This window comes from Roseburia sp. AM59-24XD (genome assembly GCF_003478445.1).
GTDB lineage: Bacteria > Bacillota > Clostridia > Lachnospirales > Lachnospiraceae > Jutongia.
In genome coordinates this window covers 1-22746 of sequence record NZ_QUET01000035.1, presented here as the reverse complement: position 1 = coordinate 22746, position 22746 = coordinate 1, and the positions used below count along the sequence as shown (strand labels likewise).

20 protein-coding genes, 1 tRNA gene and 2 pseudogenes are annotated in these 22746 nt (G+C 48.4%); 22 read left to right on the top strand and 1 reads right to left on the bottom strand.

What is annotated here, in order from left to right; translation table 11 throughout:
* Window positions 1-19: 19 nt before the first annotated feature.
* The 8 genes from DXA20_RS14125 (at window position 20) to DXA20_RS14090 (ending at window position 6907) form a co-directional block, all read left to right on the top strand.
* A complete protein-coding gene (locus tag DXA20_RS14125; protein WP_118561648.1) occupies window positions 20-1003 on the top strand; it encodes a glycosyltransferase family 2 protein in 984 nt (327 codons plus the stop codon).
* A 41-nt stretch (window positions 1004-1044) separates the two neighbouring features.
* The gene (locus tag DXA20_RS14120) at window positions 1045-1893 is read left to right on the top strand and encodes a glycosyltransferase (RefSeq protein WP_118561646.1); all 849 of its coding nucleotides are present in this window, start codon (window positions 1045-1047) and stop codon (window positions 1891-1893) included.
* Window positions 1894-1907: 14 nt separating this feature from the next.
* The gene (locus DXA20_RS18505; RefSeq protein WP_118561644.1) at window positions 1908-2531 is read left to right on the top strand and encodes a CatB-related O-acetyltransferase; all 624 of its coding nucleotides are present in this window, start codon (window positions 1908-1910) and stop codon (window positions 2529-2531) included.
* An 8-nt stretch (window positions 2532-2539) separates the two neighbouring features.
* The gene (locus tag DXA20_RS14110; protein WP_118561642.1) at window positions 2540-3478 is read left to right on the top strand and encodes an NAD-dependent epimerase/dehydratase family protein; all 939 of its coding nucleotides are present in this window, start codon (window positions 2540-2542) and stop codon (window positions 3476-3478) included.
* Window positions 3475-4152 carry a glycosyltransferase family 2 protein gene (locus DXA20_RS14105; RefSeq protein WP_118561640.1) on the top strand — a complete coding sequence of 226 codons (678 nt, stop codon included), beginning with the start codon at window positions 3475-3477 and terminating at the stop codon, window positions 4150-4152. The genes DXA20_RS14110 and DXA20_RS14105 overlap by 4 nt, the downstream gene beginning before the upstream one ends.
* On the top strand, window positions 4149-4385 hold the full coding sequence (locus DXA20_RS14100; RefSeq protein WP_147403759.1) for a hypothetical protein: 237 nt from the start codon (window positions 4149-4151) through the stop codon (window positions 4383-4385). Before DXA20_RS14105 ends, DXA20_RS14100 begins: the two co-directional genes overlap by 4 nt.
* Window positions 4386-4399: 14 nt before the next feature.
* The gene (locus DXA20_RS14095; protein ID WP_022306290.1) at window positions 4400-5365 is read left to right on the top strand and encodes a glycosyltransferase family 92 protein; all 966 of its coding nucleotides are present in this window, start codon (window positions 4400-4402) and stop codon (window positions 5363-5365) included.
* A 90-nt stretch (window positions 5366-5455) separates the two neighbouring features.
* Complete coding sequence (locus tag DXA20_RS14090) at window positions 5456-6907, top strand: lipopolysaccharide biosynthesis protein (protein ID WP_118561636.1); 1452 nt, start codon at window positions 5456-5458, stop codon at window positions 6905-6907.
* Here DXA20_RS14090 and DXA20_RS14085 read toward each other — a convergent pair.
* Window positions 6804-7961 carry an acyltransferase gene (locus DXA20_RS14085; protein ID WP_118561634.1) on the bottom strand — a complete coding sequence of 386 codons (1158 nt, stop codon included), beginning with the start codon at window positions 7959-7961 and terminating at the stop codon, window positions 6804-6806. The genes DXA20_RS14090 and DXA20_RS14085 overlap by 104 nt on opposite strands.
* A 264-nt stretch (window positions 7962-8225) precedes the next feature.
* Between DXA20_RS14085 and DXA20_RS17240 the strand changes: the two genes are divergently transcribed.
* The 14 genes and pseudogenes from DXA20_RS17240 to DXA20_RS14015 all read left to right on the top strand — a co-directional run.
* Window positions 8226-9335, top strand: coding sequence for a YfhO family protein (locus DXA20_RS17240; protein ID WP_118561632.1), 1110 nt, complete (start codon window positions 8226-8228; stop codon window positions 9333-9335).
* Complete coding sequence (locus tag DXA20_RS17235) at window positions 9269-10939, top strand: YfhO family protein (protein ID WP_158577245.1); 1671 nt, start codon at window positions 9269-9271, stop codon at window positions 10937-10939. The genes DXA20_RS17240 and DXA20_RS17235 overlap by 67 nt, the downstream gene beginning before the upstream one ends.
* A 94-nt stretch (window positions 10940-11033) precedes the next feature.
* A pseudogene (locus DXA20_RS14070) lies at window positions 11034-11675 on the top strand (glucose-1-phosphate cytidylyltransferase); the annotation flags it as partial.
* Window positions 11676-11763: 88 nt separating this feature from the next.
* The gene (rfbG, locus tag DXA20_RS14065) at window positions 11764-12828 is read left to right on the top strand and encodes a CDP-glucose 4,6-dehydratase (protein ID WP_118561628.1); all 1065 of its coding nucleotides are present in this window, start codon (window positions 11764-11766) and stop codon (window positions 12826-12828) included.
* 84 nt (window positions 12829-12912) lie between these two features.
* Window positions 12913-14250, top strand: a complete 1338-nt coding sequence (gene rfbH / locus DXA20_RS14060) for a lipopolysaccharide biosynthesis protein RfbH (RefSeq protein ID WP_022306284.1) — start codon at window positions 12913-12915, stop codon at window positions 14248-14250.
* 133 nt (window positions 14251-14383) lie between these two features.
* On the top strand, window positions 14384-16219 hold the full coding sequence (locus DXA20_RS14055) for a thiamine pyrophosphate-binding protein (protein ID WP_118561626.1): 1836 nt from the start codon (window positions 14384-14386) through the stop codon (window positions 16217-16219).
* Between the two features lie 30 nt (window positions 16220-16249).
* Window positions 16250-17185: an NAD-dependent epimerase/dehydratase family protein gene (locus DXA20_RS14050; RefSeq protein WP_118561624.1), complete on the top strand. Its 936-nt coding sequence runs from the start codon at window positions 16250-16252 to the stop codon at window positions 17183-17185.
* Window positions 17172-18127 (top strand): annotated as a pseudogene (locus DXA20_RS14045) (glycosyltransferase family 2 protein). The gene DXA20_RS14050 and the pseudogene DXA20_RS14045 overlap by 14 nt, the downstream one beginning before the upstream one ends.
* Entirely contained in the window at window positions 18127-18876 is a 750-nt protein-coding gene (locus tag DXA20_RS14040; RefSeq protein WP_022306280.1) for an HAD-IIA family hydrolase, read from the top strand. The pseudogene DXA20_RS14045 and the gene DXA20_RS14040 overlap by 1 nt, the downstream one beginning before the upstream one ends.
* A 20-nt stretch (window positions 18877-18896) precedes the next feature.
* Window positions 18897-20471: a hypothetical protein gene (locus DXA20_RS14035; RefSeq protein ID WP_118561622.1), complete on the top strand. Its 1575-nt coding sequence runs from the start codon at window positions 18897-18899 to the stop codon at window positions 20469-20471.
* Window positions 20472-20554: 83 nt separating this feature from the next.
* Window positions 20555-20995, top strand: a complete 441-nt coding sequence (locus DXA20_RS14030) for a GtrA family protein (RefSeq protein WP_022306278.1) — start codon at window positions 20555-20557, stop codon at window positions 20993-20995.
* 267 nt (window positions 20996-21262) lie between these two features.
* The gene (locus DXA20_RS14025) at window positions 21263-21796 is read left to right on the top strand and encodes a type III toxin-antitoxin system ToxN/AbiQ family toxin (RefSeq protein WP_243100683.1); all 534 of its coding nucleotides are present in this window, start codon (window positions 21263-21265) and stop codon (window positions 21794-21796) included.
* Window positions 21797-21914: 118 nt separating this feature from the next.
* Window positions 21915-21996: transfer RNA gene (locus tag DXA20_RS14020), tRNA-Leu, on the top strand.
* Window positions 21997-22330: 334 nt separating this feature from the next.
* On the top strand, window positions 22331-22746 hold a 416-nt coding region (locus DXA20_RS14015; protein ID WP_199877092.1), incomplete at its 3' end, for a zinc dependent phospholipase C family protein.

Here is a 22746-nt window from a genome sequence, read left to right as displayed (position 1 = left end):
AAAGGAATGTCAGATTATTATGCCAAAGGTGAGTTGTATCGTACCGGTTTATAATGTGGAAAAATATCTCAGGCGATGTCTGGACAGTCTGCTTTCCCAGACGATAACGGACTATGAGATCATATGTGTCAACGACTGTTCGCCGGATGGCAGCCTGGCGATCCTTGAGGAGTACCGGAAAAAGTATCCGGACAAGCTTCGTATTCTGCAGAATGAGGAGAATATGGGGCAGGGAAGGAGCCGTGCCAGAGCGATCCTTGAGGCAAAGGGAGAGTATATCTGCTTTGTGGACAGCGACGATTACATCAAAAGCGATTACATGGAAACCTACCTGACCGAGATGGAGAAGGGGGATTTTGATTTTGTGATCGGCGGCTATATCCGTGATGTGGAGGGAAAGTTTCAGGAATGTCTCGTCTCTGATTCGGACTGGAGCATTCTGACGTATACCGTGGCGTGGGGCAAGCTGTTTCGCCGGAGCTTTCTGGTGGAGAATGCAATCGACTTTTCCGATAAGCGGCAGGGCGAGGATGTTTATTTCAGCCTGCGCGTGTATTATCACTGTGAGCATTATAAAGTGATACCATATGCCGGCTACTATTATTATCTGAACCGCAATTCGACAACGGGCAGAATGAATTATCAGCTGAATTTCGAGCGTACGGTAACGGATATGTTTGATCTGCTGATGAAGCGCTGCGATCTGACGAAGATTTCGGAGGAGAAGCGCCGCCATATCGAGTATGATTATCTTGCGAATATGATCAATGCGCTGATCACTTACGGACATGGCTGTGGACCGGCACGCATGAAGGACAAATACGAATATTTCCGGCAGGACAGAGAGCGGAGATTTCCGGATTACCGGCACAATCCTTATGTGGGACTCCGAAAGCCGAAGGGACAGACATTAAAGATCCGCATGGGCGTCGGCGTGACAATGCTTCTTAGCAGGCTGCATCTGGAACGTCTGATGTTCCAGGTGATCTCACTGCTTCGTTAGTGCCGTGTAATAATGAGTCTTGAGAGGATTTGATCAGGAATATGGAGAAAGAACAATATTTTACATTTATCGTGCTTCATTATAACTGCTTTGAGGAAACGAAGGCGTGTGTCGATTCGATCCTTGCGCTGGAGCAGAGTGAGCAGACACAGATCGTGGTGATGGACAATGCATCCGTCAACGATTCCCTGACACGTCTGCAGCAGACCTATGGAGACAATCCGCAGGTGCATATCCTGCACAATGAAAGTAATGAGGGCTTTTCGGCAGGTAACAACAAAGCATATGCCTATGCGAAACAGCACTGGGACTGCGAATTTGTTGTGTTTGCGAACAATGATCTGTTGTTTGAGGACAAGGAATTCATCCGTAAGGTGCGGGAGGAATATGAGGCGAGCGGCTTTGGCGTGTTAAGTCCCGATATCTTCCACACGACTCTAAAGATCCATCAGAGTCCGATCGATGAAAGACTGGTGCTTCCGGTGTCGGGCGTGCGAAAGACGATCGTGCTGAATACGGTTGCGCTGTGGATCTATCCGTTGTTTTATGCGCTTTTCGGAAAGAATATGAAGGAGACGGTGGCAGCGGCGGTTGATCTTTCCTATCGCACGGATGTCGTGCCGATGGGGGCGTGTCTGATCATTTCCGAGAGGCTGATGGAGCGCAAGGACGTGATCTTTGATCCTGAGACCCATTTTTATTATGAGGAATATATATTAAGCTGGTGGTGTGCAAAGCACGGCGTGGATATTGTGTTTCAGCCGCGGATCCAGGTGCTTCACAATCACGGCAGAGCGACGAAAAGTATCGGTGATCCGAAGCGTGTGTTAAAGTTCCGGATGCAGAATATTTTACAGGCGGCAAAGGTTTATTATAAGCTGATCCGGTGAAGGGAGAGCGTTACATGAAAGGATTTTTGGAGTTTGTCTATCTCGTATTCAAACGAAAGATCGTCTGGCGTTTCCGTAACAGGGAGAACGGAGCGAGATGTACAAACGTTTATGATATAGATTGTGTCAATGTCGGCAGGTACACATACGGACCGATTGACATTGAAATGACGAGAAGAGATGTTATGCTTCGGATCGGAAGCTTCTGCTCCATCGCAAACGGTGTGAAGTTCATACTAAGTGCCGAGCATCCGATGGATCATCTGCTGACGTATCCGGTGCAGGAGCTGATCACAAGAGACGGCATAGATGCACAGTCCAAGGGAGATATTCAGGTGGACGATGATGTGTGGATCGGCTGTGGCGCGATGGTGCTTTCGGGAGTACACATTCATCAGGGCGCTGTGGTGGCAGCCGGTGCGATCGTCACAAAGGATGTGCCGCCGTATGCGATTGTGGCAGGAGTTCCGGCGAAAGTGATGGGATACCGTTTTGAACAGGAGCTGCGGGATAAGCTGCTTTCCATTGATTTTTCAAAGATTGACGGGACGTTTGTGAAGGAACACCGCGATATCTTTACGAAGGATAACCGGTATTTTGCAGAGCATCTTGATGAGCTGCCGAAGAAAGGAATGTAGGGATTAGTATGAAGATTGCGTTATTTGGAGGAGCCGGTTTCATCGGCGTGAACCTGACCAGAGCCCTTGCACAGCAGGGCGGACACGATATTACCGTGATCGACGCCAGAGAAGAGTTCTTTGCACCGTTAAAGCAGATGGAGCTGCCGGGCGTGCATTTTGCCGTGTCGGAGTTTCCGGTGGAGCAGGATTTTGACCGCCTGCTGGTGGGGATGGATGTGGTCTATCATCTGGTGAGTACCACGAATCCAAGCACGTCCAACAAAGGAATTTCTCATGAGCTTGAGGCAAATATAGTTGCCACATCAAGATTTCTGGAGAGCTGTGTCCGTGTGGGCGTGGGAAGGGTGATCTTTCTTTCCTCCGGTGGAACCGTGTACGGCAAGGAGCAGCAGTGTCCGCTCAACGAGAATACACCGACATATCCGATCAGCTCCTACGGCATTCAGAAGATTACGATCGAGAAGCTTTTGTATCTGTATCATTATCTGCACGGACTTGATTACCGTGTGATCCGTCTCGCCAATCCGTACGGACCTTACCAGCGTCCAAACGGCGTGCTCGGAGCGGTTGTGACCTTTACTTACAAGGCACTGCGTCAGGAAGAGATCGTGGTGTACGGGGACGGTTCCGTTGTGCGCGACTTTATTTATATTGATGATGCCGTGCGCGGAATCCTTGCGGTGGCACAGGGAGTGAGTGAGCACCGGATCTTTAATCTGGGCTGCGGCTACGGCACAAGTATTCATGACGTGCTGGTCGAAATTGAGAAATCACTTGATATTTCTTTAAATATCACGTATAAAGAAAGCAGAAAGGTGGATGTGCCGGTCAATTATCTGGACATTTCCCGCTATGAGAAGTATTACGGAAGCTTAAATCCGATCTCTCTGGGCGAGGGTATCCGCAAAACAGCAGAATTTATGAAGGAATATTACGAATTATGAGCAAAGAAGAATTGATGGTTTCACTGGTGGTTCCCACGAATGGTGTGATCGAGTGGGTATTTCCGGTATTGGACAGTATTTATCAGGATGAGCCGGAGCACAGCCGGTTTGAGGTGATCGTGACCGACAACGGCGACAATGAAGAGTTTCAGCGTCAGATGGAGTCGTACTGCGCGCGTTATGACAATCTGATCTACCGCAAGACACAGGCGAAGCAGTTTCTGAATCAGGTCGAGGCGTTCAAGCTTGCCTCCGGGCGGCTGATCAAGTTTGTCAATCACCGGATGAAGCTTTTGCCGGGAACGGTTGAGGAGCTGATCCGCTTTGCGGCTTCCCATGAGGAGACAAAGCCGGGCATTTATTTTATGAACGGTGCGATCGCCGGGAAGAACGGCGAGGAGAAGTTTGACAGCTTTGACGCTTATGTGGCAGGCATGCGCCGGTTTTCCTCATGGTCTGCAGGCACAACGATGTGGAAGGAGGACTTTGACCGGCTTGATCCGGACATGACCTATAATGCAACCTTTCCGCATACCGATTATGTGTTCAGCGAGAAGAACAAAGCAGAGTATATCATCGACCACCGCGTGCTTTTTGAGGAGATTCCGGTGGACGATACCAAGAAGGGCAAATACGACCTGTTCCATGCCTCGGCGTGGAGTACCCGGGATTGATGTTAGATCTGTGCCGCCGCGGCGAGATCTCTAAGGAGACGTTTCTGACAGTGAAGGAGGATATGCTCCGTCTGCTGGCAGAGCTTTACTTTGGCTATGTGCTTCGCAAGATGCCGTGTTCCTATGATCTTAGTGGATACAAATCATCCATCCCTGTCTTTTTCAGCAATGGAGCAGTGTGGCGGATGATGGTGCGGATCGGATTTGGCAAGATCTTTGGCAGAAGAGGATGAAATGAGGAGTCGATATGAAGAGAGCAGTATTTGAGAAGGATTTTATCCGTGTGGAGGACAGTGAGACAGGGACGCCTGGGGCGTTTTTAAAGTTTGCGTTCCGGGTGCAGGCTGCATTATATAAGCTGCGTTACCGGTTTGTGCATGTAAAGCCGCAGGATAAGAAATACAACGTTGCCGTCTGCGCGATCTTTAAAAATGAGGCACCTTATCTGAAGGAATGGATCGAGTTTAATCATCTGGTGGGTGTGGAGCATTTCTATCTCTACAACAACAATTCCGAGGATGATTATCAGAGCGTGCTGGAGGAGTATGTGCAGAGCGGTCTCGTCACACTGATCCAGTTTCCTTACGAGCAGGCGCAAATGAAGTGTTACAAGGACTGCATTGACAAATATGCCGGCGAGACAAAGTGGCTCGGCTTTATTGATATTGATGAATTTATCGTGCCGAAAAGTACAAATGATATTTATGGTTTTTTGAAGCCGTTCGAGACAAAGCGCGGTGCGGTAAAGCTCAACTGGCAGCTTTTCGGAACCTCCGGAAGAATGGACCGCGATATCGAAGGTCTTGTGGCGGAGGATTTCACCGTCTGCTGGCCGAAGTATTACGACGTCGGCAAATGCTTCTACAATACGGCGTTCGGTGTCAACCCGGATTCGCCGCAGAATGCGGGGATGCATCACAGCTTCTGGACGATGTACAAGGGAAGACAGCTTCCGCCGGTCAATGCATTTGACCATGTCTGCACCGGTACATTCAGCAAGGCGGACAGCAGGGATTTTCCGATCCAGCTCAATCACTATTTTACGAAGTCCTATCAGGAATATGTGATGAAGCGGTCAAAGGGAGATGTCTTTTTTAAGACGAATCCGCACGATGAGGAATACTTTTATTTTCATGAAAATCTCTGCACGGCTCAGGATCATTCTGCATACAAGTATCTGATCCAATTGAAACAGCAGATGAACCGCAAATAACAGAACGATAAGTGCTTCGATGGCAGCAGATATGCCGGAGAAGCACTGTTTGATATTTATACGGAAGAGAGACAAAGAAGGGGGACAAGCATGGCTGAGACAAGTTTAAAGAAACAGATCATGTCCGGAATGGTGTGGAAGTTTGCAGAGCGTTTTATTGCACAGGGCGTTTCCTTTGTGGTATCGCTGGTGCTGGCGCGCATCCTGATGCCATCGGACTACGGAATTATCGCGATCATCAATGTGTTTATCACGATCGCCGATGTGCTGCTGACCAGCGGTCTGAATACGGCGCTGATCCAGAAGCAGGACGTGGACGAGCTTGATTTTTCCACGATATTTTACTGCAACTTTATCCTTGGAATGGGACTTTATGCGATCCTTTTCGTGGCGGCTCCGTTTCTTGCCACTGCATATAAGATGCCGTTATTAAAGCAGGCGATCCGCGTTTTTGCGATCCGTCTGCCGATTTCTTCCTTCCAGTCGATCCAGACAGCATATATTTCCCGTAAAATGGACTTTAAGCGGTTCTTTTTCTCAACGATCATCGGAACGCTGGTCTCTGCAGTGGTTGGAATCGTGATGGCACTGAAAGGTGCAGGTGTATGGGCGCTGATCGCACAGTATCTGACAAACACGATCATCGATACGCTGTTCCTGTTTGTGACGGTGCGCTGGCATCCGAGGCTCATGTTTTCATGGAAGCGTGCGAAGCCTCTGATCGCCTATGGAAGCAAGGTTATGATGACCGACCTGATCGGAACGATCTTTAACAATCTGGGTGATTTTATCGTGGGACTGCGTTATACGACGGCAGATCTGGCATATTATACCAAAGGAAAGCAGCTTCCGATGCTGCTCAAGACAAATATCAGTACGGCACTGATCAGTGTACTTTTCCCGGGGATGTCCCAGGTGAATGATGAGAATGAAAAGGTGAAGATTTTGTCCAGACAGAGTGTGCGTATGCTAAGCTACATTATCTTTCCGCTGATGGCGGGGATGATGGTTGTGGCAAGACCGCTGACGATCGTGCTTTACACCAGCAAATGGATTGCGATGGTGCCGTTCGTCTGGGTGGTATGTCTGGAGGCGGTGATCTCGGTGCCCGGAACCGTGGCACTACAGTGCGTCAAAGCGGTCGGACGCAGCGATATGATGCTTTATTCAGAATTTATCAAGAAACCGATCTTTTTAATTTCTATATTTGTGGCACTTCATTTCGGGATCATGGCAGTGGCACTGACGCTGCCGATCAATGCGCTGATCGAGCTTGTGATCAACAGCTATATGACCGGGAAAACGATCCGCTATCACATCGGAGAGATCCTGGCGGATGCGTTTCCTGCATTTGCACTGTCAGCTCTCATGGGAGCTGCTGTCTATGGTATTTCCCTGCTGTCCTGGCACAATCTTGTGCTGGAGCTTTTCGTGCAGGTTATTGCCGGTGGAATCTGTTATATAGTGCTGTCATGGATTTCACATAACCCGGAGTTTGGGATGATCCTTCGCGTGATAAAGTCACGCAAAGCCAGTCAATAAGCTTCATGTACTGATTTTCGAGTACATGGATGCGGATCAGCTCGATCAGGGAGCAGACGATAAAGACAAGCAGGACCACCACGATCGAATAAGGGATCAGAAGCCTGTCTTCCGCAAATGCGGCGTTTCGGAAAATATGACGCCAGAGGAACGGACGTACATAGCGGTTATCGTGGATGAGGTAAACGCCGAAGGTTGTTGCGGAGATCAGATTGATCGCCGGAATGTACGGCATTTTGATCTTGGAAAATCCCAGAAACATTGTGATCGAGATCAGCACGATCGGAATCTGATGCATCTCATAGAAGAAGGTGGCATTCATGCCGAAGAACGGCAGCCTCAGTCCGAGAAAGTCGAAAACGACAGCGGAGCCGAAGGTCAGCAGGATCAGGAAGCCGGACACCAGCAGATAGGTACGTCCCGTGATCGTTGATTCCTTGGCGTGAAGCCGGATGTAGCCACTGATCAGATACAGGTAAATGAACCAGAGCAGGTCGTTGCATTCCCATGTCTCGTAGAGAAAGGTCGGGATAATGCACCAGCAGAAGGTCATCAGTGCAAGCATCTGCAGATAGGTTGTTCTGTCAAAGGAGCGGATCGCCTTATTGATAAAAGGTGATAGCAGATAGAGTACAAAGTAGCCGCTTGCGAACCACCAGCGGTCATAGGTGATCGGAAGTGCGTTCTTGACCAAATCTTTTGCACTAAACGGTGTCGGTCTTAAAATGACAAATAATACATAGATCAGAACGGAATAAGTAAAGATCTGGATCCACATCTTGATCGCTTTATTGATCTTCAGAGAATCTGCCGTGATCAGAAAATATCCCGAGATCAGTACGAAAACATCGACACCGATCTTGCCGCCGATCTGGATAAACTGGATCCAAAGCCGGTTTATTGTGACCGTATTGATCGGAAAATCAAAATTCCCATGTACGGAAAAATGATGCGCAACGATCATGATCATTGTGATGATGCGCAAAAGCTCGATATTGGACTGGCGTTTTTGCGCCGGAGCCGCTGTTGTATTTGCAGAAATTTCCTGATTCATTTGTAATATCCTTTCTTGTAAAACCCCAATAAAATATACCCATATACTTCTATTTTAACTGAGACCGGAGCGATATGCAATAGGAAGAAACAGCCGGATCCTCCGTTGACTCCCCTGCTGCGGGAGAAGGCAGAAATACTGCGTCTGCTGTGTGCCTGAAAACGGTCGGATCGTTTTGCGTTATCGGTTGTCAGATTCAAGCCGTGATGGTATAATGAAAATTGGAGTTTTTTGACGATTCACGATTGAGAAAAGGGGTGTTTCATGAAGGCGGAAACAATAAAAAATAAGTTAAAACGTCCGGAGAACCGGAAGACTGTGATGGATCTGGGAATCCTGCTGCTCTTGGTTACGATAGCGGCGTGCATTGCGTATGGCGTCAATGGCATTTACCCGTTTGGAAGCAAGTCGATCGCCCGCGGTGACATGGTTCAGCAGACGATCCCGGCAGGAATGTATTATGTATGGGATGTGCTGCACGGAAAGGCAAGCCCGTTTTTTACCTGGAATTCAGGTCTTGGCATGAACATTTCCGGAGCGGTTTCTCTGGGAGCGCTGTTCAGCCCGCTCAATCTCTTTTTATATTTTTCAACGAGAGCGTATCTGTATTATTTTGCCAATATTCTGATGATATTGAAAATGATCGCGATCGCATATGCGATGTATTTCTATCTGCGCAAATATGACATGGAGCGCATGGCATATGTGGCAGGTGCAGCTGTTTATGCATTCGGAGCGGCATCCTTAGTACATTTCCAGATCATGCTCGTAATGGACGTGGCGTTTCTGCTGCCGCTGATCATGATCGGAATTGACCGGCTTTATGAGAATAAGGGCTGTCTTTACTTTATCATTGTATTTACGCTGGCGATGATGGTGGATGTTTATACCGGCTGTATTACATTGCTTTTTATTCTGTTATCCTCAGGAATCCGCACCTTTGTCGATTCTGCAAAAGAGAAGGAAGAGAAGAAGCGGTGGATTCTCCGGCTCGGCGTATCCGTACTCGTCTCCCTGCTTTTAAGCGCAGTGGTCGTGATCCCAGCACTTCGCAGTATTGCTGAGGCACCACGAAGCGGTGACGGAGATTATCTGGCAACTTATGCAACGGCACTGCAGGCACAGTGGAGCAGCTACGAGTGGAGTATGGTCCGCCGCATGTGCGTCAACATGGCACTGCCGTTTGCATGTATTATTGGCTTCTTTGTTGTGGGGAATGGACAGAAGGGGGAGCGCCGGAAGTATAAGGGTCATATGATCCTGACTTTGTTGATGCTTGTATCCATGATCATCCTTCGGTGGAGCTTTTGTGGCATGGCGGCAGCAGAGCAAGCTGGCCGGTTCGCTTTATCTATGTGGTATCCTTTGTGTTGATCGATTTTGCGGCATTGTTATATCAGGATCATCGCGAGAAGGACGAGACGCAGAAGGAGGATGTGTTCCGAAGCCTTTGTATTGCCTGTGTCTGCCTCGCTGCAGCGCTGATCGCGGGAAGAGTTATCTACAAAGCATACGCGGCATATTGCGGTCATTCTTCCTATGCGACACTTGGTGATGGATTTTTGTGTCTCGTGATCGAGGCAGTTTTTGCAGGTCTGTACCTGTTTATCTTAAAGAGTCACAAGCGCAAGACGGCAGTGCTGGTGCTGATGTGTGCGCAGCTTGTTGCAACCTCGGTCATCTGCTTTGCAACCAACAAGGAGAATGCAACCGTATTTTCCTCCGAATATCTGGAGGCTGCCAATAACGCAGGCAAGAGCGTTACGACAGATATCAAAGACTTTGAACGAATCAAGAATACCGATTATAAGATCGATCATATTGATTATGCACTTGTCATGGGACAGGAAGCGATTTCAAATTACTGGCATGTGATCAATCCGGATCTGCAGCCGAACTTTGCGGCACTCGGCTATTCCATCAACTGGACACAGCTTTTGGATGCCGGCGGAACGATCTTTTCCGATACGCTGTTACATATCCAATATGATCTAAGCTACCGTAATCTCCCGGAGAGCATGTATTCTCTGTGCGAGAACGTGGAGGGCTATAACGGAGATCAGATCGGACTTTACAAGAATAATCTGGAGCTGCCGTTTGCCATTGGTACGGATACCTATGAATTATCTGCGGGCAGCGATCTGTTCAGTACTCAGAACAGTCTGTTTTCAGCAATCACAGGAAGCAATGAGACGTTGATCCGGGATGTGACCGGCGAACTTGATACGACGGATCTTATCTATGAGACGAATGTGACCGGTGGGCGTAAGGTGTTATATTTTTATGGCACGAACAACACGGATCTGCAGGAGACCATCACGGTCAACGGTCAGGAGGTATATATTCCAAATTCTGATTCTTCCGAAAATACCAGCTATCCGGTGGACTTTGGCAATGGTCTGATCTGCCTTGGAAGCTTTGAAAATGAGAGCGTTTCGGTTGAATTTAACGGCGAGGCGGATCTTTCCCAGCTTCATATCGGCTGGCTTGACTATGATCTTCTGACCGGGGCGGTAAAGGAGATTCAGGATCAGAATCCGAAGATCACAACGCTGAAGCAGAAGAACAGTGGCGTGAAGCTTAAGCTGGACAATGTGACGAAGAGTAATGTGTTCCTTCCGATTTCCTATGATAAAGGATGGAGCTGCAAGGTCAACGGTAAGAAGGTCGAGATCGGTTCGATCGATGGAATGCTTTCTATTCCTGTAGAACAGGGAAGTGACAATATCGTATTAAAATATCACCCAAGCGGCAGAACGCTGGGACTGATCATTTCGCTGATCACGCTGCTTATCTGCGTGGCAGGCCGGTATCTGTTCAAGAAGGGAATCGTAAAGCAGGATCAAAAGACAGAAGGCGTGCTTGGAAGCATTGCGTATGACATATATGGGGTTGTGTATGCGCTGTTTATCGCACTGCTGTTTATTGTACCAATACTCTGTTATCTGAGGCAGATTCTGGTACTCATACAATCATAGAAACGGAAAGGTATGGTGATGATTTGAAAGTTGTACTTTTAGCAGGGGGAAAGGGAACCCGTATCTCAGAGGAGTCCCAGTATAAGCCGAGCCGATGGTGGAGATCGGAGGCAATCCGATCCTCTGGCATATTATGAAGGAATATTCCTACTACGGATTTAATGAATTTATTATCTGCGCAGGCTATAAGCAGCACATGATCAAGGAGTGGTTCTCAAACTATTTCCTGTATCACAGCGATGTGACCTTTGATTATACGAACGGACAGAAGACAGTGATGGTACACGACCACCGCTGCGAGCCGTGGAAGGTGACGGTGGTGGACACCGGACTGGAGACGATGACCGGTGGCAGAGTGAAGCGCATTCAGCCGTATGTGGGGGATGAGACATTTATGCTGACCTACGGGGATGGCGTGTGTGATGTCGATATTGCCAAGTTGTTAGAGTTCCATCGAAACCACGGCAAGAAGGCAACGCTGACTGCCGTTATGCAGGAGCAGCAGAAGGGCGTATTAAATATTGGCGGCGACAATGCCGTGAAGTCGTTCCGTGAGAAGAATATTTCGGACGGAGCACCGATCAATGCAGGATATATGGTATTAGAGCCGGATATCTTTGATTACATTGACGGAGATGATACCATTCTGGAGAGGGAGCCGTTGGAACGTCTTGCTGCGGAGGGTGAGCTGATGTCTTATATGCATCGCGGTTTCTGGCAGTGCATGGACAACAAGCGTGAGATGGACATGCTGGAGCAGTACCTGCGCACCGGCAATGCACCATGGAAGAAATGGAACGATTAACCGGAAAGGATATATAGAAATGGACGTATCATTTTATAAAGGAAAACGTGTGCTGGTAACAGGACACACAGGCTTTAAGGGAAGCTGGCTCTGCCGGATTCTGATCAAGGCGGGCGCAGAGGTGACCGGCTACTCACTGGAGCCGCCGACGGACCCGGATCTGTTCTCATTGGCGGATCTGGCACCGCATATGAATTCAGTGATCGGAGATATCCGTGATCTGAACCATTTAAAGGAGGTCTTTGAAAAGACGCAGCCGGAGATCGTGCTTCATCTCGCGGCACAGCCGATCGTGCGGGATTCCTATAAGGATCCGGTTTACACCTACGAGACCAATGTGATGGGAACCGTCAATATCTGTGAATGTGTCAGGCAGAATCCGTGCGTAAAGAGTTTCCTGAATGTCACGACCGATAAGGTCTATGAGAATAAAGAATGGGAGTGGGGCTATCGCGAGAATGAGCCGCTTGATGGCTTTGATCCGTATTCCAACAGCAAATCCTGTTCCGAGCTTGTCACACACAGCTACATCAACTCTTTTTTTGCAGACCGTGATCTGGCAGTCTCCACAGCGAGAGCAGGCAATGTGATCGGCGGAGGCGACTTTGCCAACGACAGGATCATCCCGGACTGCGTGCGTGCGATGCAGCGGGGGGACACTATCGGCGTAAGGAATCCGTATTCCACCAGACCATTCCAGCATGTACTGGAACCGCTTGGCGTTTATCTTTTGATCGCACAGAAGCAGTATGAGGATAAGAGCTATGCAGGATTTTATAACGTGGGACCGGATGAGTGCGACTGCGTGACGACCGGCGAGCTGACCGACCTGTTCTGCAAGTGCTGGGGCGATGGTGCTGCATGGGAGAACCAGGCGGAGGAGAATGCGCCGCATGAGGCGAATTTCCTCAAGTTAGACTGCAGCAAGGTAAAGCGTGTCTTTGGATGGACACCGCGGTGGCACATTGAGGAGTGCATGGAAATGACATGCCGCTTCAGCAAGGTATGGCTGGCAGGCGGTGATATTCCGGCAGAGATGGACCGGGAGATCGACGAGTTTTATAGTACGAAGAGCAGACAGTAACATATGACACCTGTTGGGGCAAAGCGTTTGACTTCGACAGAATTTTAGAGAGATATGTATGTGAATATATAGAATGGAGGCAGTATGTTCGAAAATAAGACAGAGCAGCAGGCAAAGGAAGAAATCCTGAAAATGGTCGCAGAATACTGTGACACATATCACAACAAGAAGGAGTATCATGAGGGAGACCGGATCCCGTATGCATCCCGTGTATACGATCATGCAGAGATGTGCAATCTTGTGGATTCCGCATTGGAGTTCTGGCTGACCGCCGGACGTTATACCGATGAATTTGAGAAGAAGTTCGCAGAATATCTGGGCGTGCGCTACTGTGCGCTGGTCAACTCCGGATCGTCTGCAAATTTAGTCGCTTTTATGACACTGACCTCACCGCTTCTGGGTGACCGCAAGATCAACCGCGGGGATGAGGTGATCACGGTGGCAGCGGGATTTCCGACAACGATCGCAGCAATGATCCAGTACGGTGCCGTGCCGGTATTTGTGGATATGACGATTCCTCAGTACAACATTGATGTGACACAGCTTGAGGCAGCACTTTCCGACAAGACGAAGGCGGTCATGATCGCACATACGCTCGGCAATCCGTTTGATCTTGCCGCAGTCAAGGCATTTTGTGATAAGCATAATCTCTGGCTTGTTGAGGACAACTGCGATGCGCTGGGTTCCACCTACACGATCGACGGTGTCACAAAGCAGACAGGAACCATCGGAGACATCGGAACATCAAGCTTCTATCCGCCACATCATATGACGATGGGAGAGGGCGGTGCTGTTTATACCGACGATCCGTTATTAAACAAGATCATCCGCTCCATGCGTGACTGGGGGCGTGACTGCATCTGTGCATCTGGCCGTGACAATATGTGCGGTCACCGCTTTGACGGACAGCACGGAGAGCTTCCGTTCGGATATGATCATAAGTATGTATATTCTCATTTTGGATATAATCTCAAGGCAACCGATATGCAGGCGGCTGTCGGCTGTGCGCAGCTCGAGAAGTTCCCTTCCTTTGTGGAGCGCAGAAAGCATAACTTCAGCCGTCTGAAGGAAGGACTTAAGTGCGTGGAGGACAAGCTGATCCTTCCGGAGCCATGTGAGAATTCAGACCCCAGCTGGTTCGGCTTCCTGCTGACCTGCCGTGAGGGCGTTGAGAAGAATACCGTGGTACAGTATCTGGAGAAGGAAGGCGTGCAGACACGTATGCTGTTTGGCGGTAATATGCTAAAGCAGCCTTGCTTTAGCGAGCTGAAGAAGTCCGGCGAGGGCTATCGTGTGATCGGCGATCTGCCGGTGACAGATCAGATCATGACGGACACATTCTGGATCGGTGTTTATCCGGGAATGACCGATGAGATGATCGACTATATGATTCGTAAGATCAAGGAAGCAGTAGAACAGTAAAATACGGCGAAGCGATCGTATGCACCGGCAGCCGGACTGTCCGGCGAAGGAGCATATGGCAGGAAGAGCCGAAGGAATATATTTTGACCGGCATCCCGCAGAAGCAGGAGCGTGAGCGTCAGATGGAGGCAGCATGAAACAACGATTAGCAGATTATGTAGCAGATTTTTTGGTAGATCATGGAATTACAGACTGTTTTATGGTGACAGGCGGCGGTGCCATGCATCTGAATGATGCACTTGGACACAAGGAAGGCATGCACTGTCTTTACAATCATCATGAGCAGGGCTGTGCCATTGCGGCAGAGGCGTATTCCCGCATTCATAACAGGATGGCGGCACTCTGTGTGACCACCGGACCGGGCGGAACCAATGCAATTACCGGCGTGGTTGGCGGATGGCTTGATTCCGTGCCGATGTTCGTGATCTCCGGACAGGTCCGTTATGACACGACAGCACGTTATATGAGCCGGTTCACGGATGGATTGCCGCTTCGTGCCGTGGGCGATCAGGAGTTTGATATTACAAAATCTGTCGACAGCATGTGCAAATATGCCGTGATGATCGAGGATCCGATGCAGATCCGTTATGCGTTGGAGAAGGCATATCATCTGGCAATGACCGGCAGAAGAGGTCCGGTATGGATCGACATTCCGGTGAATTATCAGGGCTGTTATATTGAGACGGACGATCTGAGAGGCTACGATCCGGCGGAGGATTCCGCAAAGATGCCGGTTTCGGTAGCACAGAGTGTGATCGATCAGGTCATCGAAAAGGTACGTCAGGCGAAACGTCCGGTACTTTATGCGGGCAATGGCATCCGGCTTTCCGAGGGCTATGAGGCATTCCGAAGTGTTGTGGAGAAGCTTGGCATTCCGGTGGCAACCTGCTGGGATTCTATCGATGCGATCGAGACGGCACATCCGCTTTATGTAGGCCGTGGTGGCATCATGGGTGACCGTGCCGGCAACTTTGCCGTGCAGAATGCAGATCTTGTGCTTGCTGTCGGAAACCGTCTGTCCATTCGTCAGGTCGGCTACAATTGGAAGACATGGGCGAGAGAGGCGTATGTGATCGACGTTGATGTGGATCCGGCAGAGCTTAAGAAGACCACGATCCATGTGGACATGCCGGTTTGTGCGGACGCAAAGGATTTCTTTGAGAAAATGGATCAGACCTTATCCGGCGAGACGCCTGTATTTACCGGACAGGACTGGGTAAGCCGCTGTCAGAACTGGAAGAAAGATTATCCGGTTACGCTGCCGAAGCATTGGGAAGAGGATGGCAGCTACGCCAATGTATATGCATTTATCAATTATCTGAGTGAAAGCCTGCCGGAGGGCAATCTGACCGTTGTTTCAAACGGAAGTGCCTGCGTGGTGGGAAGCCATAACTATGTGATCCAGAAGGATGCACGTTTCATCATTAACAGTGCGATCGCCAGCATGGGCTACGGTCTGCCGGCAGCTATCGGTGCCTGTGTGGCAAATGACCGCAAGGACACGATCTGTATTGAGGGCGATGGAAGTATCATGATGAATCTGCAGGAGCTGCAGACGGTACTGACAAACAAGCTTCCGATCAAGCTGTTTTTGATCAACAATCAGGGCTATCATTCCATTCGTCAGACGCAGAACAATCTGTTCAGCAATCATTGCAAGGTCGGAATCGGGCCGGAGAGCGGCGATCTGTCATTCCCGGAGTTTGAGAAGCTGTCTCAGGCATTTGGATACACATATTATCAGGCACACAGCAACGAAGAAATGAAGAAAGCAGTTGATAAGACGCTGGCAGAGGAGGGACCTGTATTCTGTGAGATCTTCGTTTCACCGACACAGAACTTCGAGCCGAAGAGCGCAACAAAGCGTCTGGAGGACGGCAGTCTTGTGAGTCCGCCGCTGGAGGATCTGGCACCGTTCCTTCCAAGGGAGGAAGTGCTTGCCAACCTTCTGATCCCGCCGGTAGAGTAGGACGATAAACAACAGAAAGGCAGAAAGAAGATGAAAAGGATTGTAGTGACCGGACCGACCGGAGCCATCGGCACCGCATTGATCCGGGAATGTATTGCAAAGGATATTGAAGTCTATGCCATTGTCCGTCCGCATTCGGCGAGAGCGGCACGGATTCCGGAGGATGCGCATGTCCATCTTGTGGAGTGTGATCTTTCGGGACTTGGCGATCTGGACGTGTCCGACATTCCGCCCTGCGATGTGTTCTATCATTTCGGGTGGGCGGCAACGATTGGCGATGCCCGCAATGATATGAGGCTGCAAACGGATAATATCCGTTATACGATCGAGGCGGCAGGACTGGCGGCGAGAATGGGCTGCGAGGCGTTTGTCGGCTCCGGCTCCCAGGCAGAGTATGGCAGAGTAGAGGGAAATCTGACACCGCAGACACCGGCATTTCCGGAGAACGGTTACGGCATGGCGAAGCTTTGTGCCGGTCAGATGAGCCGTATCGAATGCGAAAAGCTTGGGCTGCGCCATGTGTGGACGCGTATCTTAAGCATTTACGGACCATGCGACAGCGATAAGACCATGGTCACGACCACGATCCGAAAGCTTCTTGACGGGCAGATACCTGCCCTGACCAAAGGAGAACAGCAGTGGGATTATCTGTACAGCAGGGATGCAGCGAGAGCTATGATCGCACTTGGCGAGAAGGGACAGCATGGAAAGGTGTACTGCATCGGCAGCGGAACAGCACGCCCACTCAAAGAATATATTGAGCAGATCAGAGATCTGATCGACCCGGAGGCAGGGCTTGGCTTCGGTGAGATCCCGTATGGCGCGAGACAGGTTATGTATCTGTGTGCCGATATCTCTGAGCTCACAAAGGATACCGGATTTGTACCACAGACAGATTTTCGTACCGGCATGACCGAGACGATCGCGTGGATGAAGTCGGAATGGAGGCAGCATGAAAACAATTAGTGTAATGATACCTTGTTATAACGAGGAAGAAAATGTAAAAGCGATCAGTGAGGCGGTGATCCGTGAGATCACAACGAATCTGCCGTCCTATGATTATGAGATTTTGTTTATTGATAACGATTCCACAGACCGTACCAGAGAGTATCTGCGGGAGATCTGTGCCGACAATTCAAAGATCAGAGCAATCTTTAATGCAAAGAATTTCGGACAGTTCAACTCTCCGTATTACGGAATCTGCCAGACGAGCGGTGACTGCACGATCTGCCTGTGTTGTGATTTCCAGGATCCGGTGGAAATGATCCCGCGTCTTGTTGAGGAGTGGGAGAAGGGTGCCAAAATCGTCTGTGCGATCAAGACGACCAGCAAGGAAAATAAGATCATGCGTTTCCTTCGCACCTGTTATTACAAGATGATCAAGAAGATGTCTGATGTGGAGCAGATTGAGCATTTCACCGGCTTTGGTCTTTACGACAAGGGCTTTGTGGATGTACTGCGCAATCTGGACGATCCGACACCGTTCCTGCGCGGAATCGTCGCAGAGCTTGGCTATAAGCGTGTGGACGTGCCGTATGAGCAGCAGAAGCGCCGCGCCGGCAAGACGCACAACAACTGGTTCACTCTTTACGATGCAGCGATGCTCAGCTTTACTTCATACACGAGGCGGGTCTTCGTCTGGCAACAATCGTGGGCTTTATCATGTCCGCGATCAGCCTTGTGGTCGCCTTTGTATATCTGATTTTAAAGCTTCTTTACTGGGATCGCTTTGTGGCCGGTATGACACCGATCCTGTTAGCCGTGTGCATCCTTGGTTCGGTTCAGCTGTTCTTTATCGGATTTCTGGGCGAGTATGTGCTCAGTATCAATAAGCGTATGATGAAGCGTCCGCTTGTAATTGAGGAGGAGCGCATTAACTTTGACAAGGATAAGACAGGAAATAAATAATGAAATATATAGAAGATAAAAATATTCGTGCCGTTTTGTTTGATCTGGACGGCACGATCTACTATGGAAGTAAGCTGATACCGGGGGCGGATGAGGTAGTACGCCGGTGCCGTGAGCTTGGCAAGCAGGTTTACTTCATGACAAACAATTCGACCAAAACAAGAAAACAGATCTGGGAGAAGCTGACCGGCATGGGGCTTGCCTGCAGCTATGAGGAGGTTTATACCGGCAGCTATGCCGCAGCGCTTTATGCACATCAGATGGGCTACAAGACCGTATACATTATGGGAAGCGATGCGCTGGCAGAGGAGTTTGCAGGGCTCGGTGTTACGGTTTCCGATCATGCGGAGGTTGTGATCGTGGGCTATGATATGGATTTCAATTATCAGAAGCTGACGGATGCGTTGCAGGTAGCACTGCGGGCGGACAAGATCATTGCCTGTAATCTCGAGCATCATTATCCGGGCGAGAATGCGAAGCGTATGCCGGGCTGTGGTGCGATGGTCGGCGCGCTGGAGGGAAGCCTTGGACGAAAGGTGGACTACTCGGTCGGAAAGCCTAATCCGCTGCTGATGGACATTATCTGTCAGGACAAGGGCTTAAAGCCGGAGGAGATCATTGTGGTCGGAGACACCTATGCGAGTGATATCGTCATGGCACATAAGTACGGGAGCCGGGCGGTTTATATCGGGGAGGAATCCCATGAGGACACCAACTGTGTCCGGAAGATCAGCGAATTGCTGCAATAGATGCAAAGGGGGCATTTTAGATGAGCAGGATAAATTTACTGGATTGTACACTGCGTGACGGCGGTTATGTCAATGACTGGCATTTTGGAAGAGATGCCATTTTCAATATTGGCAAGAAGATTGTTCTCGCGGGGATTGAATACTTCGAGATCGGTTTCGTCAGAGAATGCGAATACAGCAAGGATTATTCGCTGTTTGACGGCAACGACAGCGTGCGGGATATGATCGCACCGAAGAATCCCGACACCCATTATGTCGGCATGATCGATATGGGGCGGCCAATCCCGTTAGAGAAGCTTGGAAAACGCGTGCCGGACGGCTTTGATGTATTCCGTGTGATCTTCAAGAAAAGCAAGATCGAGGAGGCGTACAATTACATTCAGGAGCTGGAAAAGCTGGGCTACGATGTCTTTGCGCAGGCAGTGGGAACCGACAATTATACCGACAGTGAATTTATCGCGCTGATCGAGAAGTTCAACCGGCTCCCGATCAAGGCATTTTATATTGTGGACAGCTTCGGTCTGATCAAGAAAAAGGACTTTGTCCGTCTGGCGCAGATTGCCGATCATAATCTGCGGGAGGACATTATGCTCGGGTATCATTCCCACAACAACATGCAGCAGGCGATGGGCAATGCCTCCGCCTTTACGGAAATGCATCTGCACCGCGACATCATTCTGGACGCCTGCGTGTTTGGTATGGGACGTGGCGCCGGCAATCTGAATCTGGAGCTTTTCGCCGAGTACATGAACGAGAACTTCGACAAGCAGTACCGCATTGAGCCGATGCTTGAGATCATTGACGAGTATCTCAACGACATTTACCGGGAGCATTTCTGGGGATATTCCCTGCCGCTGTATCTGTCTGCCGCCAACGACTGCCACCCGAACTATGCGATCTACTTCGCGTCCAAGGGAACGCTGACCGTCAAATCCTACAATGAGATCTTAAAGTCGATCCCGAAGGAGGACAAGGCGCTTTACAATAAGGATAAGGCTGAGGCGATTTACAAGCAGTATCAGGAAAATTATATCGATGACCGTGAGGCTGTCGAGAAGCTGGAGCAGGAGCTTTCGGGCAGAGAGGTGCTTCTTCTGGGATCGGGCAAGAGTCTGATGCAGCAGAAGGCGCAGGTCGAGGAATATATCCGTGAAAAGAATCCGGTCGTGATCGGGCTGAACTTCGTTCCGGCTGACTTTGCCTGTGATTATGCGTTCATCTGCCATATGCGCCGCTACAAAAACATTACCGATGATTCCGTCAGAAAGATCATCACCTCCAATCTGCGCGAGGCAAAGGACTACGAATACATGTTAAACTTCGCAAGCTATTCTTCCCAGGAACCGGCGATCATGGAAAACTCCGGTCTGATGTGCCTGCATTTCCTGCTGCACATCGGTATGCCACAGGTTGTCATTGCCGGGTTGGACGGCTACGATATCTGCAACCACGGCAACTACGTCAACAGCGGTCTGGAATATGACTTCTCCGCAGAGCAGCTCAAGGAGCGCAACGAGCTGATCGCCGCTGAACTGAACCGACTGCAGGAGAAGATGCAAATTACATTCCTGACCGACAGCATTTATAAGAAATAGACCCTGCGGGGATTAGACAAGAATAAGAATAGAAATTCTGCAGAGTAATGAGAAGCAGAATACAACAATACGGGGGAAAAGAGATGACAGAAAAGAAACAGACGAAGATGGAGTTGCTGATCCAGTTTATTAAATTCGGGATCGTTGGTGTCACCAATACAGTCGTATCCTATGTGATCAATGTTGCAACCCTGTTCCTGCTGGGACATGCGCACATATTCCAGCGCTGGGATTACATCATAGCCAACACCGTGGCGTTTATTCTCAGTGTGCTGTGGTCGTTTTATTGGAACAACAAGCTGGTATTTAACATGGAGGGAACCTCCTGGAAGGAGCTTTTGCAGGCACTGATCAAGATGTATCTGTCCTACGCATTCACCGGAATTATTCTGAGCAACGTGCTGTCATATCTGTGGATCGATGTACTCCACATCTCCAAATACATTGCCCCGCTGATCAACTCGATCATCGGCGTGCCGATCAACTTTGTACTCAATAAGTTCTGGGCGTTCCAGGGAAAATAGGAATGGTACGGAGGCGCGCTTTATGTTGCCAGATAAAAATATTTTTATATTTTGAAATGAAAAATACAGGTTGCTTTTTTTGTGAAAATGGATATAATATAGACAAATGATTCGTCATTGGGAGAGTCCCTGCCAGATAGTGGGAAGTTTTAAACTCGGGAGAGTCCCTGCCAGATAGTGGGAAGTTTTAAACTCAAGGGGAGCAGAAATTGCTCCCTTTAAATTTTACAAGTCAAAATGAGGATAAATAGAAAGGTGAAAATTCTATTGAAAATCTACAGTGTATCCGATAAATATATAAATTATTTAAGGAAAGATTTTCCAAATGTATATTCTAATAAAGAAAATCGTCGAAAACATACTAGAAAGTATATAGGTGTTGTCTTGGAATTAGAGGGCTATCACTATTATGTGCCGATGTCCTCTCCGAAAGATTCTGATTATCAAATCGCAGGCGAGAACAGAGTGATAAAAAAGAGCATCATTCCGATTATTCGAATTATTGTCAGAAATTCAAAGGGTCAGAAGGAATTAAAAGGAACATTGAGAATAAGTCATATGATACCTGTTCCTGCCTCGGAGTTGGAATTATATGATTATGAAAATGAGGAAGATCTAACCTATAAAGATTTAATTCATGATGAAATAATCTTTATAAGAAAAAACAAAGATAAAATAATGAAAAACGCACAAGTAATGTATAAGCAGAAAATGAATCAGGATGAAAGTGCAGGATATATAAAATCAGCGCTGCCCTTTAAACAATTGGAGGAAATGAGTGATAGCTTTCATTGTCAGTGATTTATCCGCAGAACAATATAGAGCAAAGAGAAAATGGTCTTATGTTTGACAACCCTCTATGGGAATGATAGAATAAACAGGATCTGTCATAGATGTGGCAGATTCCTTTTATATAACTGCGGATGTGATGGAATTGGCAGACATGCAAGATTTAGGTTCTTGTGCCGCGAGGCGTGCAGGTTCAAGTCCTGTCATCCGCATCAAACCCCGGAACGAAAGTTCCGGGGTTTTTTGCGGATGGAGACCTTGAATCCCGGGATTCAAGGTCTCCGCTGCCGCTCCGGTCGGTGCCGGTCAGACGTCCACCGGACGTCTGGCACCCTGTCATCCGCATGATAAGCTTCCAAGCCTTTATTTATAAGCTTGGAGTTTTTTTAACTTTTTGCCGAAGAGTTGTGAATTCATGATATAATCAAAAATAAGATATTAGAATTTATGCTTTTATATTGTTGAATGCACAGCTAAAAATAAATGATGCTCGACATCATTATCTGTAAAAATGCTATTGATAATACAACGATAAGGAGAGAAGATATGGCATACACAATGATTCACATAATTATCGCAGAGGAAATATTTTCGGAATTTTCTTTAAATATAAATGAAAATGATTTTTTGATAGGAACAATTGCGCCAGATGCAGTACATTCATGTGAAGAATTTAGCTACAAATTAAAGGAAAAAAGTCATTTTTTTCCCGAAGGTTTAACTTGGGGAAAGGTCGATACATGTACCAAGGCAAATCTATGGATGGATTCAGTGTTGGAGTTTTATGAGAAAAACAAAGAAAATATTAATTCAAGTTTTTTGTTGGGGTATATTATTCATGTTTTTGTTGATATATATAATGCGCTTTATTATTACTACCCCTATGTCAATGCATTCTATGGTACTAAAGAAGAAAAAGTTGAAAAGTATAAAATTGAATCTCAAAATTTAGATAAATATTT

Bases quoted from the DNA above. Each gene is read 5' to 3' on its own strand.
- DXA20_RS14125 (WP_118561648.1), top strand. From the start codon at position 20: ATGCCAAAGGTGAGTTGTATCGTACCGGTTTATAATGTGGAAAAATAT.
- DXA20_RS14120 (WP_118561646.1), top strand. From the start codon at position 1,045: ATGGAGAAAGAACAATATTTTACATTTATCGTGCTTCATTATAACTGC.
- DXA20_RS18505 (WP_118561644.1), top strand. From the start codon at position 1,908: ATGAAAGGATTTTTGGAGTTTGTCTATCTCGTATTCAAACGAAAGATC.
- DXA20_RS14110 (WP_118561642.1), top strand. From the start codon at position 2,540: ATGAAGATTGCGTTATTTGGAGGAGCCGGTTTCATCGGCGTGAACCTG.
- DXA20_RS14105 (WP_118561640.1), top strand. From the start codon at position 3,475: ATGAGCAAAGAAGAATTGATGGTTTCACTGGTGGTTCCCACGAATGGT.
- DXA20_RS14095 (WP_022306290.1), top strand. From the start codon at position 4,400: ATGAAGAGAGCAGTATTTGAGAAGGATTTTATCCGTGTGGAGGACAGT.
- DXA20_RS14090 (WP_118561636.1), top strand. From the start codon at position 5,456: ATGGCTGAGACAAGTTTAAAGAAACAGATCATGTCCGGAATGGTGTGG.
- DXA20_RS14085 (WP_118561634.1), bottom strand. From the start codon at position 7,961: ATGAATCAGGAAATTTCTGCAAATACAACAGCGGCTCCGGCGCAAAAA.
- DXA20_RS17240 (WP_118561632.1), top strand. From the start codon at position 8,226: ATGAAGGCGGAAACAATAAAAAATAAGTTAAAACGTCCGGAGAACCGG.
- rfbG (WP_118561628.1), top strand. From the start codon at position 11,764: ATGGACGTATCATTTTATAAAGGAAAACGTGTGCTGGTAACAGGACAC.
- rfbH (WP_022306284.1), top strand. From the start codon at position 12,913: ATGTTCGAAAATAAGACAGAGCAGCAGGCAAAGGAAGAAATCCTGAAA.
- DXA20_RS14055 (WP_118561626.1), top strand. From the start codon at position 14,384: ATGAAACAACGATTAGCAGATTATGTAGCAGATTTTTTGGTAGATCAT.
- DXA20_RS14050 (WP_118561624.1), top strand. From the start codon at position 16,250: ATGAAAAGGATTGTAGTGACCGGACCGACCGGAGCCATCGGCACCGCA.
- DXA20_RS14040 (WP_022306280.1), top strand. From the start codon at position 18,127: ATGAAATATATAGAAGATAAAAATATTCGTGCCGTTTTGTTTGATCTG.
- DXA20_RS14035 (WP_118561622.1), top strand. From the start codon at position 18,897: ATGAGCAGGATAAATTTACTGGATTGTACACTGCGTGACGGCGGTTAT.
- DXA20_RS14030 (WP_022306278.1), top strand. From the start codon at position 20,555: ATGACAGAAAAGAAACAGACGAAGATGGAGTTGCTGATCCAGTTTATT.